Below are 15,987 nucleotides of genomic sequence, written 5' to 3'. Positions count from 1 at the left end.
TCTCTTATTTATATATTATACTCTATTTTATAATAAAAAAGGTAATTAATACCAAACGCGTGTAACGTTAGTTAATTTTATTAAGGATTTAGATTTAATTAGAACATCTCCATCTTTAACTAGGTCGAATAAACAAAAAAGCTATCGTAAATGATAGCTCTTTTGTGTTATATGCTCTAATCTATTTAGATTCTAGTTTTTCTAAACGGTTCTTATAAAACTCTTGTTTTCTAAGTTCGATGGCATCTTTGATGTGTTGAATAAATAACAGATTCTCTTGGTATGGGGCTGAAGAATTAGTTAAATACATAAACTCCTCATCCGAACTAAAGAATTCAGATTCACTTTGGCACAAGAAGTGTACTGGATTTTTGCGTGCTAGTTTAACGTATTCTGCTTTTCCCCACTCCTTAAACGTTTGGCTGTTTTTGTCACGTAATAAATCGACGGCATTTGATCCATGAGAATAGAAATCGTTAAATGATTCATATAAATCATCATCATTAATTTTTAATTCTAAGCGCCCGTTTTTAATAAATGCAAGTATCGTTGGTAACTTATATGTTTTTGACATCGATGTTTTCTCGATCATATTGATAAAGTTGACAGCTGGAGTATCTAACCAGGCTATCTCTTCGTCACTTAAATCATTCTGATTCTTTAAGAAGTTTAAGTAGTTTTTAAACGGATTGATTTTAGCTTTGGATTTGATATTTAAATAAATCGTTTCATCCATATAGGTAAATAGCTCAGTACGTGAGGGACGATGACCTAACTCGGCTTTGATTCGTTCATATTCTTCAACTAAAAGCTTCTCTATTTTAATTGATGAGCGATCCATTTTCTCAAATAAGTCAATTAAGCGGAAATCAAAATCCATGATGCAATCTTCTGGTAATAAGGAGTCTTCTTTAATGACATCACTTGCTTTCTTGAATTGTGACTTTGATGCACCAGTCATTAAATAAGGTGAAAAGTTTGCTTTTTTATAGTTTCCAATAAAATCAAGAACATTTAAATAGTGCTTATCCTTATATAAACGTAACCCACGTCCTAATTGTTGTAAAAAGATCGTTGGTGATTCTGTTGGACGTAACATCATGACCATATCTAAAGAAGCAATATCTAGCCCTTCATTAAACATATCCACCGAAAAAATCACATTAATTTCACCTTTAACTAGTTTACTTAATGCTTTTTCTCTTGCTGTATTATGAACTCCTTCATCTCCACTGTACACAGCACAGGCGCTTACCCCGTGCTTCACAAAGTAATCTGCCATAAATTCTGCATGATGTTTACTCATACAAAATCCCATCGCACGTGTTGAACGATACTTTTTATAATGACTGAAAATTAAATCAGCGCGCTTATGAATACTTAATGCTTCTTCAAGTTGAGTGGTTTGATATTTCCCATTACGATAGTCAATCGTCTCATAATTTACTGTTTCATCAAAGATAGCATAATATCTAAACGGAACTAACCACCCTTGGTTAATAGCTTTTTTAAGGGGTGCTTCATAAACTAAATTATAATCACAAATTGCTAACACATCTTTACTGTCTAATCGCTCAGGTGTTGCGGTTAATCCTAAAAGGAATTTTGGTTTAAAATATTGAATAATATTTTGATAGTTTTGAGCCACCGCATGATGAAACTCATCCACAATGATATAATCGAAGTAATCAGGTTGAAATAGTTTCAAACTATCATTTTTACCTAAACTTTGAACAGATGCAAAAATAATGTCTTTAGTTGTATCTTTTTGATTGCCGATAAAGAAACCACGTTCACTCATGGGACGAACATTTTTAAAACTCTTTTCTGCTTGTTTCAAGATTTCCTCACGATGCGCCACAAATAAAATACGTTTATACTCACGTGAATCAAAGGCAGCTAAATACGTCTTCCCAATTCCAGTTGCAGCAACGACAAGCCCTTTATCAAACCCTTCTTCTCTTGTTTTCTTTAAATGATAAAGAGCTTCTATTTGAGCACCACGCGGTGAATATAAATCCGTCACATATGATGGTGCCTCATCAGCTGCAACTTCTGTAAAGTTTGTATTTGGAAACGGTGTTGTTTGATAGATTTTATTTTTCTTCCAATTCTTTGAATAGAAATCCAGTTCTGCATCGGTAATTTTAATGGAATGATTATAAAATAAATCTTCAAATACTTGATGGTACCGCTCATACTCTACCTGATGCGTCAGTTTATCAAGTTTGAAATTCCATTCTACCCCACTTGTAAAAGCTGATTTTGATAAGTTAGATGATCCAATATACATGTCGGCTCCATCTTCATATTCGAAAAAATAAGATTTTGCATGAAAACTCCGATTAGGCTCATTAAAAAATCGTAAATCAGCACTATCACCGAAAATATCTTTTAATCGATACAACGCCGAAGGCTGTGTAATATTCAAATAATTCCCTGTTAAGATTCGAATCGGAATATTTTTCGTTTTAAGTTCTATTAAATCTTGTTCTAATAGTTTAACCCCTGATTCCATTAAAAAAGAAACGATAATATCGATTTTTTTAGCTTTTTTAAAACTCTCTTTCATATGATGATACAGATAATCATCATACCCTGTAATACTTTTAATTGTTGTCACCATTTTCACCCTACCTTACACTTTGGTAATATTTTATCATTCTTTTGAAATTTTTGACAGAATTTATCCCTTGAAATATAATAAAACTAATTAAAGTACAGAGGAGAATGATCTATGATTCAATACGATAAACTAGTCCGTGATTTAATTCCCGAAATCATCGCAGCATCGGGAAAAACAGCAGATATTGAAATTGTTAATAATGAGGTTGCCTTTAATTATCTAGTTAAAAAACTAGATGAAGAAGTCACAGAATTCAAAACAGATAAAAATCTAGAAGAACTAGCTGATGTCATGGAAGTCTTATTTGGATTAGCTCATAAACTTGGATACACAGAGCAAGATTTACTAAACAAACGCCAAGAGAAAAAAGAAGCACGTGGAGGCTTCGAAAAAAATATCATCTTAAAATCAACAAAATAAAAAGAAACCACCCGTCCAACGGGTGGTTTTTACTAAGTCTATAAAATCTTATTACCAGCTAGTGTCGCACTAATCTAGCTTTCACTCTGTTCAAGTTGCTTCCCTTTTGCTATTCCTAAAAGAGATCTTTTATTAATTGAATCCTTATTCTGAAACAGAAAATAGTATAACACATTGTCATGATTGATAATTTAAAACACACAAGTACCTATCAATGTGAAAAGTTAGGGTGCTCTTGTGTGTTTTTCCTTATATAAAATTATGAATTTAAGTAGAAGTAAATTTTTATGAGAAACTAACTATTTTACTTCTCATACATCTTCAAATACTCAAAAAACAATGGCTTTAATTCATCCTTACTCAGCATTGGGAACAAGACAATTGGGTAGCTTTTATTAAACTCAAATAATACACGGCGTCCAACACGCTCATCTTTTCCTAAATCATCACGCCATGTAATTTTTTGTTTCAAGATACCTGATAGGTCATACTCATCAATAATATCTAAAATATTGATCATAAATTCTCCGTTACGGAATACTGGATACTTTAACATATAGTTAAACATATCTAAATTGTCAGCGATTAGGCGGAAATAGTGATCATGGCGTGTTTGATCATTCACATGATCGACGACATATTGGGCTCCAAGAATACATTTATAAATGTAGTTTTCCCAGTCGAATTTCTTTAGAACCACATTATTAAATTCTTTTATACTAGTTTTAACTTGAGGATAGTTTTCTAAGATATAGTCTCGTTTTGCCGTACATAGCAAGGAGTGCCAGAAGAGTTCATCAAAATGCGTATCACGATCAGTGTGTAAATAATGATGAGCAATAACTGTAAATGCCTCGATGAATTTATTTGTACGTTCAGTTTCATCTGATATATTGAGATAGATTGGAAAGTCTGGGGCAGATTTTAACTCTATTACCTCATCGCTTAAAAAATCTTCCATATTATTAGTCAGAAAGGCATTGTAGAAGGCTTCGTTATTTTTATAGCCCTTATCTAATAAATTAATCTTCATTTTTATACAGCCCCTTTACCGCACTAGTAAATTTGTTTAAGATTTTATCTGAGATTTTAGAAATAACTTCATCTATATTTTCAGTATTGAGCTCCGTAATCATTTTACTTTTCATCAAGTTATATAATTTGAAGTCAAGTCCATCTTCTGGATATTCGATATCATCTAAATAAACTTGATCATCCTCACCATATTTAATAATAAAGCGATAAAGGGCTTTTTGAAGACCCATATAAACGTATGGATTGTTTAAAATTCCACTCATGCTTGAATCATTAAATTGTAATTCGTCACTTTTATAATTAATGATAATTGTCTCGCTACCAAGGTCAATTGCAATTTCTGATTTTAAATCTGGATTTAGTTTCTTTTCAAATAGATCAAAAGGTTTGTTTGTACTTCCATCAAAGATGACACAATTTGAGAATCCAAGAACTGAGTGTTTAGGTACTGTAATACCTTCTTTTATGTCATCGTAAAAACTTGCTAAGTCATCATTTGCTGCAAAGTTTACATCCTCTACTGCCTGAATAAACAATTGGAGTGTTGTTCGTTTACTTAATGAAAGTCGTGTTTTTGGAATGATAATTTGATCTTGGTTTAACTTTACATCATAAAATTTATTGTCCTTTGACTGGATAACGAGGATAAGTTTTGCTTGTTTTGATTGAATTAGCTTTTTAATAAAGGGTGATTCAATTTCTGATGTAACATTGAAGTGATAATGCTCTGTGTTTTCTTGTAGATTGATATCTAAAGTGAATTGACATTGTTCATATGAGTCTGAGGTGTTGGTTAAGAGAGGGTATGGGAAATTGGCTTCTTTTTTATAAATCATTTCTACACCTCCACATAGTACACGAATTTCAGATTTTTGTTCAGATTATTAACACTTGATTGTAGTTTGAGCTGAGCTATCCCTTTATTTAACCCCACATCTTTAATGATACCACCTTCAACTTTTAATGTCTTACTTGTTGTTAAATCGGTAATTTGCGTATAGGCTTCATGAAGCTTTAATTCATTAGGATATTCTTTCCCCATCCCATCAACAACAGCAAGTGAAACATCACACGTACTTACGTTCTTAATCTCAGGACTTGTTGAGAAATCAAAGCGCAAAATTTCAGCATCACCAACGATTGCACGTTGCACACGATCAGGTTGTGCTTGATATTTAATTTTACCTTCCGCCTCATCTTTAGCTCGAGGTTTACGTTTTAGCGGTGGTTTTGGATTCTGCTCTTCTGATTCTTTATTTTTAGGTTTCTTCTTTGGAACATCTGTCTTAACCTTCACCACAGTTTTTTCTTTACTACCTTTTTTCAACTTTACAGGGGAAGCAGCTTTAGATAGCTCTTTCTTAAACTGTGTTTCAACCACATATAAAATATCACTAGTATCCATTTTCCCATCTGTTGGATTGTTTTGTTTAATTGCCGCCTCAATTACCTGACTAATTTGTCTGTTAATATTATTAATAAAACGTTTAGCATTTTTTTGAAGTTCTTGATCCTTAATATGATCAAAAGATAGCTGCGTATGTGATTCATTTTCTAGCGACTTTAAATATGCATCCTCTTTCGAAGACACCGGAATCAAAATCCCATTAAACAGTTTATTAATATGACCACTAATTTTCTTATCCTCAATCTTCATTCCAATTGTACGAATAATCCCAATGCGCCCTTTTGGAATAGATAAATCGTATCTAAAATATAAATTAAATTCATAGGCTTCTTTTTTATCTCTAATCGTAATGCGTTGTGGTTCATGTTCTGTATACGTTTGATAATAAAATGGTGTAAAATTCAAGTCTTTAGATTCTACATTATCTGGATAATAGATAGGATCAGACATATATTGACCAATTGTTTGAACATTCAAGCACTGATCATTAATGTAAACTTGCAATTTTCCTTCTAAAATAGACAAGAAGAAACTATCACAAACAGCCTTTACAATTTCGATCTCATTATTGAACTCAGTACGTAAAAACGGCACAATAATTTTCAAACCACGCGTCTGTTTTTGAAACACCTCGTGATAATGATTTTCAAAGGGATAAAATTTACCATTTTGTATTTGTGTAAAATAGCCTGTGGCACGATAACATTTGGTATTTAACTCATGCTCTATTAATTGAATTGTTCCACCGAGATGCTGATCCCCAAATTCATCACAGTTCGCAAAATACATTAGATATAAATCAGATGCTGCATTCGATGCGATTTTCCCTATTCCATGAGAACCTCCACGCGCCTGCTCTGTTGATTCATCCGCTTCAACTGTGTGTACCCCTTTGTTGTAGGCGTAAATACTCCACGTATCCTCATTAGAATTGGTTTGTCCATTCCTTGCGCCACGTAATCCTTTTGTATTACTATCTTCAAAAGAAATATAATCAATTGTTTGAGCGTGCATCTTATTTTGCATATGCGCAATTGTTTCTTTTGTATATGTATTACGCCCTTGTAAACTCAAAATACGCTCTTTTATTTCATGTAACCCAGGTATATGTTCTTTATCAATGGTTCCAGTTTTAATGGTTACTGTGACAGGATCATCATTTTCTTTTAACTTCCCATCCAACGAGTTTTGTATATTTTCACGAATCAGACCTGATATACCATTCTTATAAAATCGCTCCAAAACAGGATGAAAAGTCGACTCTTCAATACGATCAACTGGTGTAAACTGCCAGTATTGTGTCATTTTTATCTCTCCCTATTCTAACCAAATGTCACTTTATCGAAAAATGTATTTTTTTGTGTTATAATATTATTCTTACATATATTAGGATAGAGATCAACATAGAATAATTGTTATTTTCAATATTCTTAAGACAAAAAAATCATCTTATGTATTTTTATACATAAGATGATTTTTTATATCTTAGAATTCAATACATTGAAAATACTAAGGTGTAGCTATTTTTATGCCATGTTTATCACGATCATGTTTAGATTTGTATGCGGTATGTCCTTCGATTTAATTAAACTCAATGTTTCTTCATTTTTTAAATCATAGAAAATATCAATTGATCTTCAGTTCATATCTTAAAAATTTGTTGAAATCAGAATTGTTGACTCTGTTCCTACAACACAGATGGTAACGTATTCATGATCTCTGCGCCTGACATATGTCCGGTATGAGTGATAACTTTACAAGTTAAATAAGAATTATTGATCTTAGCCACCAACTCTTCAACTAGTTTTGTGGGACCAAACCTATCCGTATCTCCTTGTCCTATGACATATGGAATTTGAACCTTACTCCATTGATGAGAAAGATTAATCATCCATCTTTCATTTATTATCGGCATAAAAACAACAATTTTTCTGTCTATATTTTCTGTAGTAATAATAACTATCACTTATCATATTTGGCTGTTTATGACCGATTGGCGTTCGTTTTTCAAACAATTCAAAACCACTTTTCTCCGCAACTTTACATGATGCTATATTCTCACAATCAATTGTTAGTATCATATAATCTAAAGTCGACACATCCATGCACCAATCAAACAATGCAACTAAACTTTCTGTTGCATATCCTTTTCCCTGATATTCTTCATCAATAAAATAGGCCATTTCGACTTCATTTAAAGTATCCTCAAATCCCATTCCTACTGTTCCAATTAGTAAATCATTCTCTTTTAGCGCAACTGCATATCTTTTACACTCATACATATCTGTAGATTCTTTTTGTGCTTGATGCCAATCAACATATCCAGTTAATGATTCTGCAGAGGGTATATGTTCAGACCAATCTCTCATAAATCGAATCACTTCCTTCTGCCACACAATTTTAAATAGTTGTTCTTTATCTTTTTGTTCTAAATCTCTTATGACTAATCTATCTGTTTCAATTCTCATATCTGTTTCCCCGCTTACTTTATTAAATTATTACTTCCCATCAAAAAATATAATTCATAACCCGCTATGCTATATGAATTGACATGTTTTTAAATCCATCACTTACATTAACATCAGATGTGCCTTTTGTCAGATCAAGTATGCCATATTGATTGTTCCATGGATCTGAAACGACTGCACCTTTTCCTATAGCTGTATCAAAAGGTCCATTGATAATGTGTCAGTTGAATATCTAAATCACATGGTGTGGTATCTCCTGATGGATAATGATGGAATGTCATAATACTAGTCGCATTTGATAGAATTGCTGTTTTAAAGACTTCTCTTGAATAAACAATCGCTTTATTGAGTGGTCTAGTGATACGAATAGTGGGTGGTTCATGTTTAGTAGTCAAACAAGCAATGATGAATTATTCTCTATCCCAATCTTGAAGTTGCTTCTTTATCTAAAAATCTTAACTTTCATATCCAACACAACATGCGTCTGATTTAAAGAATATCTGATTTATTGTTATGCTGATTACTTTAATTTAAACGTTAATTTCACTGGATTGTGATCACTATACATAAAATCAGCATCAATGTTCTCAGCATTCGCTACAATATTATCTGAAATAATAAACCCATCTAATATCGTCATGTAATTAACGCCTTTTATATATGGAATATCAGAAGCCCTACATGTTGCAACTTCTAAATTATTACTTGCATTAACAATCTTCATTCCATCAGGCAATTCTTCATCACTTAGACTATTTACCCAACTAGGAACTAATTGTTCAGATGAAAAAGCCTCTTCATCAATATTTAAAACATGATTAAAATCACCACCTACAATCACATAATTTCCTTGATTGTATTCTTGCTTCATCATTGTATTAAGAAGTTCAAGTTGTTTAGCACGAATTATCCCATCTTTATCATAAGCAGACATATGATTATTAATTAAGACTAACTCTTTGCCATTACCAACTTCATACCGAGTAATAACAAAACATCTATCTAAATCAAAAAATTTAGCCAAAAAGCTATTATCTACTGGATAGCTCATTCGTTTTGCTGAACTGATCTGATATCGAGATAACGTCAGTAATCCCGATTCTACACTTCCATGAGGTTCATAAAAAGGATACAACATATACGGTGCATGAAAATTAAGAGCAAAGACACGACCATAATGACTTAACGAATTTTCAATCATTTCTTTTTGATTAATCTGATAACTACGTGTTGCCTTTACATCAACTTCCTGCAATAAAATAAAATCTGTCGCTAATTCATTTATTAAATGAATAGACCCTTTCGTATTTTTTAAAACATTTTCTTGACTCATTCCTCTTGAAGACTTCCCCGTCATCACGGTTCCATCTTTCATAGTTCCTACATCCATGAAAAATGAATACTGTTGATCATACGCTCCAAATCCAATGTTATAGGTCAGTATAGAATACTCGGTATCTTTTTCTAAAATAATCTTTTGATTATTTATAACTTCTAATGACAAATCATCTTCTATCCGATAATATGAGTTATTGATATAAACCATATAACTACACACTAAAATGACAAGTAATAAAAATAAACTTAAAACAACAATCAGAAACTTTTTCAGAACTTCTCTCATCCCTACTCTCCTAATACTTTTTGCCTATTCAATGTCAATTATATGAAACAGAATAATTATAAATTCTACATGATCTTAAAAACTGTCTAATTCATTTCAACCTATCCAAACCTCGCCATACGACAGTATGTGAGTGGGCAGATTGACTATTTAGTGATCATTCTGTTCTGAGATAAAAAATAGGTTAATGATGGGTTGACATGATTAGCCTTTCTATTAATGATTATGTTTCTTTTGGCATTAAAGTTTGATTAATTCTTATAGCAGAATTGAACCTGATGATGAAAAGACCTGTGGTGACATAAAGCACTCTAGGTTGTTTAAAACAGATAATTTAGATTTAAATACCTTTTTTTGAATAAAAATAGAAATATAACCCATAACATAATTGTAAGTTTAAAACTTGCTATTCCAAAAACTCCTTATGTTATAAATTCCCTTTCATCAAACAACTGATTCCCCCTATCAGTTGTTTTTTTATGTCTTTTATTCTTAATATATCCCGCTACGGCAATCACCTAAAACGTTTGGGATTGGTACTGCCCCCGCTACGCCAGTAGTCAAGGCAAGTAACAAGACCATTAGTTTTATGGTTGGGATTGAAGAAGGTGTTTTCTTTGTAGCGGGATGATTATGATTATTAAAATATCTGTTGTGACATAAAGCACTCTAGTCTTTTTCAAAACAGATGATTTATCTTTAAATACCCTATTTCTGAATAAAAAAACAGTCAAAAAAGCTCATCAGAATTTATCTGACGAGCTTTTGTTTATTCGATTACTTTAATGGTATTACGAATCATTCCCATCCAGCATGAGTAGGTAAATGTTCCTGTTTTGGTTGGGGTAAAAGTGACTTCATTATTTCCATAATCTAAATTCATCTGAATATTAAACTCTGGAATTTTCAAACTACGATTACAGCCGTTTAACATTCGAGGCGTCGCTTCAATTTGAAGTTTGACTGGAATTCCTTTTTTCACAACGATATCTCCATAATTACGTGACTCTAAGTTTAAGGAAACGACCTGTATGTCCCCGTCCATTTGAGCCTCGATTCGTGAAGATGACCCGAATGAAAAATCAGCGCCAATTCCTAAGGTTGCTAATCCACTCATGGTCATATTTAGTCCTAACACGATAATTAACGCTCCTCCAATTTTAAACACTAATGTTCGAGCGTAAATAGACATTCGAGTTAAAAAGACACCTAGTCCCAGCATCAACGGCACGGTTCCTAAACTAAAGAAGAACATCGATAAGGCACCTTGCGTAAAACTTCCCGTTCCTAGTGCATAAAGTTGCATCAACTGAAGCGGACCACATGGCATGAATCCATTTAATAGTCCAACAAAGAAAGGCCCATGATTCGAACCTGCTTTTCGCTTCACATGTCCCAACGTTCGATTGACACTTTTCCCCATAATCGTTGGCTTGAGTTTAATAATCCCTATCTTACCAAGCCCCATGAAAACCATCGCAATTCCAAGACCAACAGGTAGCACCTTAAAAACAGCTAAATCCGCCGTTATAAATGAACCGAGTGCTCCAATAATTCCACCTAATAACGTATATGAAATGACACGCCCTAGATTATATAACACTGATCGTTTCACATTATTCCCCTGATGAACGAGTTGTGATAGAACCATTCCACCACACATCGACACACAATGAAATGATGTCGTCACCCCAACAACCCATAACAATACAAAACTGACACTCTCACCCGTCGCTAAAACACCACTTAAGTCTGGAAGCACTCGTTCGAGTAACACATATGAAATCAGCGCTAGCCCAATAGCCCAAATCACTTGAATTTGATGGTGTTTCTGTTCATCCTTCGTCCATAATTGATACCCCTTTTTTTCAACAACACGCTTTAGTGCTTCAAGTGTGACCACTTTCTCATCATACTTTAGCTTCAATAACTTCTTTTCCACATTCACTCGGGCAACTCTCACGCCGTTTTGTTCTTTTAACGCCTCTTCAATGAGATGCTGACACGACTGACAGTGCATCCCTTCAACAACTAACTCGATTTGCTTCATCTTCTCACCTCTTCGATATCTTATCAAAAAAATATAAAGGAGTTATGAAGAATAGCGATGAAAGGTCAAAATAAACGTACTTCCTCTCCCTACTTCACTTTCTACCTCAATCAGCGCCCCATGGAGTTTGACAATTTTCTTTACAATAGTAAGTCCAATTCCACTCCCTTCGGTTTGATGACGGCTAGGATCAACTCGATAAAATCGGTCAAAAAGCTTAGAAAGATGCTCTTTCTCAACTCCAATTCCAGTATCACAAATACTGACTTGCACCGTATTTTGACTAGATGTTAAACAAATTTGAACTTCCCCGAACTCAGGTGTAAATTTATAGGCATTAGACACTAAATTAATAAACACTTGTTTTAATTGATCAGAATCCCCTTCAATCCATGCCTCTTGTAAATCGACAGTTAATTTTATTTTCTTTTGCCTAAGTAACGTTGTGAACTCTGGGACTTGCTGTAAGATAAGTGGTTTTAAATCAAGTGGTTTTAGTTCTAATTTCATGGTCTTCGTATCAAACTGCTTTAATACTTCTAAATTACTAATCAGTTTTCCAAAACGAACAACTTCTTGATGAAGAGCTTGAAGTCTTATTTCATTAACTGGGATGATCCCATCAATCATTCCTTCTAAATTGGTTTGCAAAATATTAAGTGGCGTTCTTAATTCATGTGATACATCTGATACAAGTTGCTTCCGTGCCTCTTCATGAGAGGTCAATGTACTGGCCAGAAGATTCATACTTTTTTGTAAACTATCAAGCTCTTCAATGTTAATCGACTCGATCATCTCTTCTTTGAAATCACCTTGCGCTAAGCGAAGCGCCATTTCTGACACTTTTTTAATCGGTTTTGATAATGGTTTGGAGAAAATAAAACTAATTCCCCCAACTACAGCGATTGTAATGACTGCACTCATCACAATACTTTGATTGATCGCTTGTTTGAAATAGATATCTTCTGTTGATAAAAGCAGTGGTGTATGTTGTCCGATTTCTAAATACCCAATCGTTTCATCGTTAACCATTAAATGATAGGTCTTTGCCTGATAGATTTCTCCCGCTTCTAATTTCATCTCATCTGGGCTCATACCCCAGATGACGTTAGAGTTAGCATCCATCAAAACCAAGCAATAATCATTCATGTAAGCTTCATGTGCAAGCTCTGCCCCTGCTCGCTCATCAAACGTTCCATGTGACTGGTAATAATCTTCAAAATACGTGATGAGGCGCTCATTACGCTTCGCTTGATTGTCATGCATATACTGCTCAAATTGATGTTGAATGGTTCGATTGACAAAAAAGGTAATAAGAACAGTCGTTAAAAGAGCACAGCCAAAAAGTAAGAGACCGAGTTTTCTTCGCAATGCCATGTTCTAACCTCCAAACTTATAGCCGACTTTCATGACGGTCACAATGTAGCGGGGTTGCTTCGTATCGACTTCTATTTTCTTACGAATATTTTTAATATGAACATCAACCGTACGATCATAACCATCAAAATCAGCACACAGCGCCTGTTCAATGAGTTGCTCCCGCGATAATACTTGCCCTCTGTGCTCAATTAAATAAGCCAATAACTTAAACTCTGTTGTCGTCAAGGAAATGACTTCACCGTTCACTTTGACCACATGCCCAGCCAAATCTAAACTTAAACGCTCATCAATTTGAAGTTCTGATGATGTAGGTTTCAATCGACGAAATAACGCATTGACGCGTGCCACTAGCTCACGTGGACTAAAGGGTTTCACTAAGTACTCATCAGCTCCCATATTTAAGCCGTCGATTCGATGTTCAAGGCTTCCTTTTGCCGTTAACATAAATAGATGAACATCAGATGTTTGACGAATCTCCTGACAAATCGACTCCCCGCTACGATCCGGTAACATTAAATCTAAAATCACAAGCTGCACCTCATGCTCATGAAACAGACGCATCCCCTCACGTCCTGTTGTCGCTGCTAACACTGAATAGCCTTCCTTTTCAAGGTAGGCACGCAAAACATCCAAAACCATCACTTCATCTTCAATCAATAAAATCTTAAACATAACCATAGCCTCCAAAAAAACAAACTAACATTAGTTAGGTTAAATCATACTTCCCCTATTATACAAAAAAGATATGAAGAACAAATAAAGAAATCATCAATAACTTTCAGGATGAGGTTTCGATTCCCCCATATCCACAAAAAAATAATCGTACGTAATGATTACAAATAAAAAATAGTTATCTATTGTTAGAAAAGTTCTAATTTAAGATAACTATTTTTTTATTTATTATCGAGCCTGTCAAGTTAAGCGTGTAAACTAGTTTTTAAAATTTATAGGTAAGGTGTTAAACGATCTGGGTATAAGATTAATAATTGATTTAATATTTGACTCCAATTTGAAAGTTGACGTCGCCACTTCTTAGTGGCTTCCATGGTTTGAAGATAGATTAATTTCATCACCGATGTTTCATTTGGAAAAGCTCCTTTTCCTTTTAGAACTTTTCTTAATTGGCTATTGTAGCTTTCAATGGCATTTGTCGTATAAATCATTTTTCGAATTTCTTTAGGAAAATTAAAGAGTTGATAAACTTCTTCGATGTTATTTTCCCACACTCTAACGGCTAAAGGTACCAGGGGACTCCATTTATTTTTAAAGGTCTCAAAGGCTTGTTCTGCTACTGATCGATTAATCGCTTGATAGATTTGTTTTAAATCATAACAGAATGATTTTCTATCTTGATAAGAAACAAATTTCGTTGATTGTCGGATTAAATGAACTAAACAACGTTGAACGAGGGCATGAGGAAAAACAGCTTGAATGGCCTGTTTAAAGCCACTTAAACCATCCACACAGGCAATACAAATATCTTGCACTCCACGAGCCTTTAATTCATCTAATAAACTCATCCAATAAGAGGCACTTTCTGCTTCTCCGATAGAGAGGCTTAAAACATCTTTGCGACCATCTAAAGACACACCTATGATACAGTAAACTGCTTTGTTTGAGGCACTCATTCCATCACGCACTTTGACATGAAGCGCATCTAAATAAATGATAGGATAAACAGGCTCTAAAGGCCGTTGTTGCCAATCTTGAATCAGTGGAATCACTTTATCAGTTACAGCAGAGATCGTTTCATGTGACGTTTCAAAGCCATAAATCTCTGCTAATGTTTTAGAAATATCACGCGTTGATAAACCTTTAGCATAAAGCGATAGAATCTTTTCTTCAATTCCGATGACATTGGTTTGACGTTTAGGCACGATTTGAGGTTCAAATGAACCTTGCCGATCTCTGGGAGTCTGAATCGTTGTTTCACCAAGACGCGTTTGAATGGTTTTAGATTGACGTCCATTTCGTGCATTTGAAGTTGATTTATTACGAAAATCATATCGGCTATATCCTAGATGTTGATCTAATTCAGCTTCTAATGCTTGTTCAATAAAGCCTCCAAACATGTCTAATAAAACAGCTTCAATATCACTAGCAGATTTAATGTTGTATTCATCTTGGAGGAGATTAAATAATTGGTTCATCGTAGCTTTTCTTGTCATAAATAATAAACTCCTTTGAAATAGTTAACTTATTATGGGTCACCTGGCGATTATCGAAGATAATCTAATCCTCAACTGCTAGGGAATGGTAACTGTTCTAAGAGTTTACACACTTTATCTTACACCCTCATTCTTAGCCATTTAAAGCATTGCATATAGTTTGAGATATATTTACTTGCAACACCGTTAAATCTACCCATCCATTTCTTCAAATTACTATGAAGGCTATTGATGTGTTTACATGATTAGCCTATCCATTGATTATTAGCAGGAATTGAAGTTGGAATAATTCTTGGTAGCGGGATACTCATGCTTATTGAACATTCTTTTTATATCTCTATCACAACAAAATCATGGATACCAACACCGTATCATACCGTGTTGGTTTTCTTAGTCCACTGTTGATAATTGCTACTTCTTTAATCAGTAGATATCGGTTAATAATCTGAGTAAATAACCGTTCATTTTTGAACCGTTATTTACGTCCTTATTTATAATATGGTTGATAATGATAAAACCCCAATCGTTGCATAACAGTTGGGGCTTTATCAAATTCTATGTACTCAGATTTAGTCTGTAATTAGAAAGAACACTCTCCCGCTACTAAGAAGCCTCCTCTATTAAGCAACACCTAAACATCAAGCCCTAAAGCTCCCAACATCAGCATGATGTGGGCGTATAAAGGGATTGGTGGTTAGTGATTGTCTTGTTCTAAGATAAAACATCCAATAAGAAAAGGCTAATGATGTGCAAACATGACTAGCCTATCCATTTACTTGTTGTTATTAGAAAGCCTTGAAGTTTAATC

General features: G+C 33.9%; 13 protein-coding genes and 1 pseudogene. 1 reads left to right on the top strand and 13 read right to left on the bottom strand.

Going from position 1 to position 15,987, the window contains the following annotated elements; genetic code table 11:
• Positions 1 to 181: 181 nt before the first annotated feature.
• The gene (locus AT726_RS12225; RefSeq protein ID WP_201023063.1) at positions 182 to 2,623 is read right to left on the bottom strand and encodes a DEAD/DEAH box helicase family protein; all 2,442 of its coding nucleotides are present in this window, start codon (positions 2,621 to 2,623) and stop codon (positions 182 to 184) included.
• Positions 2,624 to 2,737: 114 nt separating this feature from the next.
• On the opposite strand from AT726_RS12225, the gene AT726_RS12220 reads away from it, so the two are divergent.
• Positions 2,738 to 3,046: a nucleoside triphosphate pyrophosphohydrolase gene (locus tag AT726_RS12220; RefSeq protein WP_055304121.1), complete on the top strand. Its 309-nt coding sequence runs from the start codon at positions 2,738 to 2,740 to the stop codon at positions 3,044 to 3,046.
• A gap of 304 nt (positions 3,047 to 3,350) precedes the next feature.
• On the opposite strand, the gene AT726_RS12215 is transcribed toward AT726_RS12220, so the two are convergent.
• The 12 genes and pseudogenes from AT726_RS12215 to AT726_RS12765 all read right to left on the bottom strand — a co-directional run.
• Positions 3,351 to 4,079 carry a hypothetical protein gene (locus AT726_RS12215; RefSeq protein ID WP_055304123.1) on the bottom strand — a complete coding sequence of 243 codons (729 nt, stop codon included), beginning with the start codon at positions 4,077 to 4,079 and terminating at the stop codon, positions 3,351 to 3,353.
• On the bottom strand, positions 4,069 to 4,917 hold the full coding sequence (locus tag AT726_RS12210) for a hypothetical protein (protein WP_068759706.1): 849 nt from the start codon (positions 4,915 to 4,917) through the stop codon (positions 4,069 to 4,071). Before AT726_RS12210 ends, AT726_RS12215 begins: the two co-directional genes overlap by 11 nt.
• Positions 4,918 to 4,919: 2 nt before the next feature.
• Complete coding sequence (locus AT726_RS12205; protein ID WP_068759705.1) at positions 4,920 to 6,794, bottom strand: hypothetical protein; 1,875 nt, start codon at positions 6,792 to 6,794, stop codon at positions 4,920 to 4,922.
• Positions 6,795 to 7,176: 382 nt separating this feature from the next.
• The gene (locus AT726_RS12910) at positions 7,177 to 7,404 is read right to left on the bottom strand and encodes a hypothetical protein (RefSeq protein ID WP_068759704.1); all 228 of its coding nucleotides are present in this window, start codon (positions 7,402 to 7,404) and stop codon (positions 7,177 to 7,179) included.
• Positions 7,388 to 7,957 (bottom strand): GNAT family N-acetyltransferase, encoded by a 570-nt coding sequence (locus tag AT726_RS12195; RefSeq protein ID WP_068759703.1) that lies wholly within the window; start codon positions 7,955 to 7,957, stop codon positions 7,388 to 7,390. The genes AT726_RS12910 and AT726_RS12195 overlap by 17 nt, the downstream gene beginning before the upstream one ends.
• A gap of 197 nt (positions 7,958 to 8,154) precedes the next feature.
• On the bottom strand, positions 8,155 to 8,352 hold the full coding sequence (locus AT726_RS12650; RefSeq protein ID WP_237297125.1) for a JAB domain-containing protein: 198 nt from the start codon (positions 8,350 to 8,352) through the stop codon (positions 8,155 to 8,157).
• A gap of 125 nt (positions 8,353 to 8,477) precedes the next feature.
• On the bottom strand, positions 8,478 to 9,581 hold the full coding sequence (locus AT726_RS12190) for an endonuclease/exonuclease/phosphatase family protein (protein WP_068759702.1): 1,104 nt from the start codon (positions 9,579 to 9,581) through the stop codon (positions 8,478 to 8,480).
• Positions 9,582 to 10,350: 769 nt separating this feature from the next.
• Positions 10,351 to 11,631 (bottom strand): urease accessory protein UreH domain-containing protein, encoded by a 1,281-nt coding sequence (locus AT726_RS12185; RefSeq protein WP_068759701.1) that lies wholly within the window; start codon positions 11,629 to 11,631, stop codon positions 10,351 to 10,353.
• A gap of 42 nt (positions 11,632 to 11,673) precedes the next feature.
• The gene (locus AT726_RS12180; RefSeq protein ID WP_055275819.1) at positions 11,674 to 13,008 is read right to left on the bottom strand and encodes an ATP-binding protein; all 1,335 of its coding nucleotides are present in this window, start codon (positions 13,006 to 13,008) and stop codon (positions 11,674 to 11,676) included.
• A gap of 3 nt (positions 13,009 to 13,011) precedes the next feature.
• Entirely contained in the window at positions 13,012 to 13,683 is a 672-nt protein-coding gene (locus AT726_RS12175; protein WP_068759700.1) for a response regulator transcription factor, read from the bottom strand.
• Between the two features lie 272 nt (positions 13,684 to 13,955).
• Positions 13,956 to 15,179 (bottom strand): IS256 family transposase, encoded by a 1,224-nt coding sequence (locus tag AT726_RS12170; protein ID WP_201023062.1) that lies wholly within the window; start codon positions 15,177 to 15,179, stop codon positions 13,956 to 13,958.
• A 128-nt stretch (positions 15,180 to 15,307) separates the two neighbouring features.
• A pseudogene (locus AT726_RS12765) lies at positions 15,308 to 15,418 on the bottom strand (IS1595 family transposase); the annotation flags it as partial.
• Positions 15,419 to 15,987 lie beyond the last annotated feature (569 nt).

This window comes from Turicibacter sp. H121 (assembly GCF_001543345.1).
GTDB classification, from domain to species: domain Bacteria; phylum Bacillota_I; class Bacilli_A; order MOL361; family Turicibacteraceae; genus Turicibacter; species Turicibacter bilis.
The sequence above is the reverse complement of the archived record's forward strand: the minus strand, read 5'-3'. Positions and strand labels throughout refer to the sequence as shown.

Bases quoted from the DNA above. Each gene is read 5' to 3' on its own strand.
- AT726_RS12190 (WP_068759702.1), bottom strand. From the start codon at position 9,581: ATGAGAGAAGTTCTGAAAAAGTTTCTGATTGTTGTTTTAAGTTTATTT.
- AT726_RS12180 (WP_055275819.1), bottom strand. From the start codon at position 13,008: ATGGCATTGCGAAGAAAACTCGGTCTCTTACTTTTTGGCTGTGCTCTT.
- AT726_RS12175 (WP_068759700.1), bottom strand. From the start codon at position 13,683: ATGTTTAAGATTTTATTGATTGAAGATGAAGTGATGGTTTTGGATGTT.
- AT726_RS12205 (WP_068759705.1), bottom strand. From the start codon at position 6,794: ATGACACAATACTGGCAGTTTACACCAGTTGATCGTATTGAAGAGTCG.
- AT726_RS12185 (WP_068759701.1), bottom strand. From the start codon at position 11,631: ATGAAGCAAATCGAGTTAGTTGTTGAAGGGATGCACTGTCAGTCGTGT.
- AT726_RS12170 (WP_201023062.1), bottom strand. From the start codon at position 15,179: ATGACAAGAAAAGCTACGATGAACCAATTATTTAATCTCCTCCAAGAT.
- AT726_RS12210 (WP_068759706.1), bottom strand. From the start codon at position 4,917: ATGATTTATAAAAAAGAAGCCAATTTCCCATACCCTCTCTTAACCAAC.
- AT726_RS12910 (WP_068759704.1), bottom strand. From the start codon at position 7,404: ATGCCGATAATAAATGAAAGATGGATGATTAATCTTTCTCATCAATGG.
- AT726_RS12220 (WP_055304121.1), top strand. From the start codon at position 2,738: ATGATTCAATACGATAAACTAGTCCGTGATTTAATTCCCGAAATCATC.
- AT726_RS12195 (WP_068759703.1), bottom strand. From the start codon at position 7,957: ATGAGAATTGAAACAGATAGATTAGTCATAAGAGATTTAGAACAAAAA.
- AT726_RS12215 (WP_055304123.1), bottom strand. From the start codon at position 4,079: ATGAAGATTAATTTATTAGATAAGGGCTATAAAAATAACGAAGCCTTC.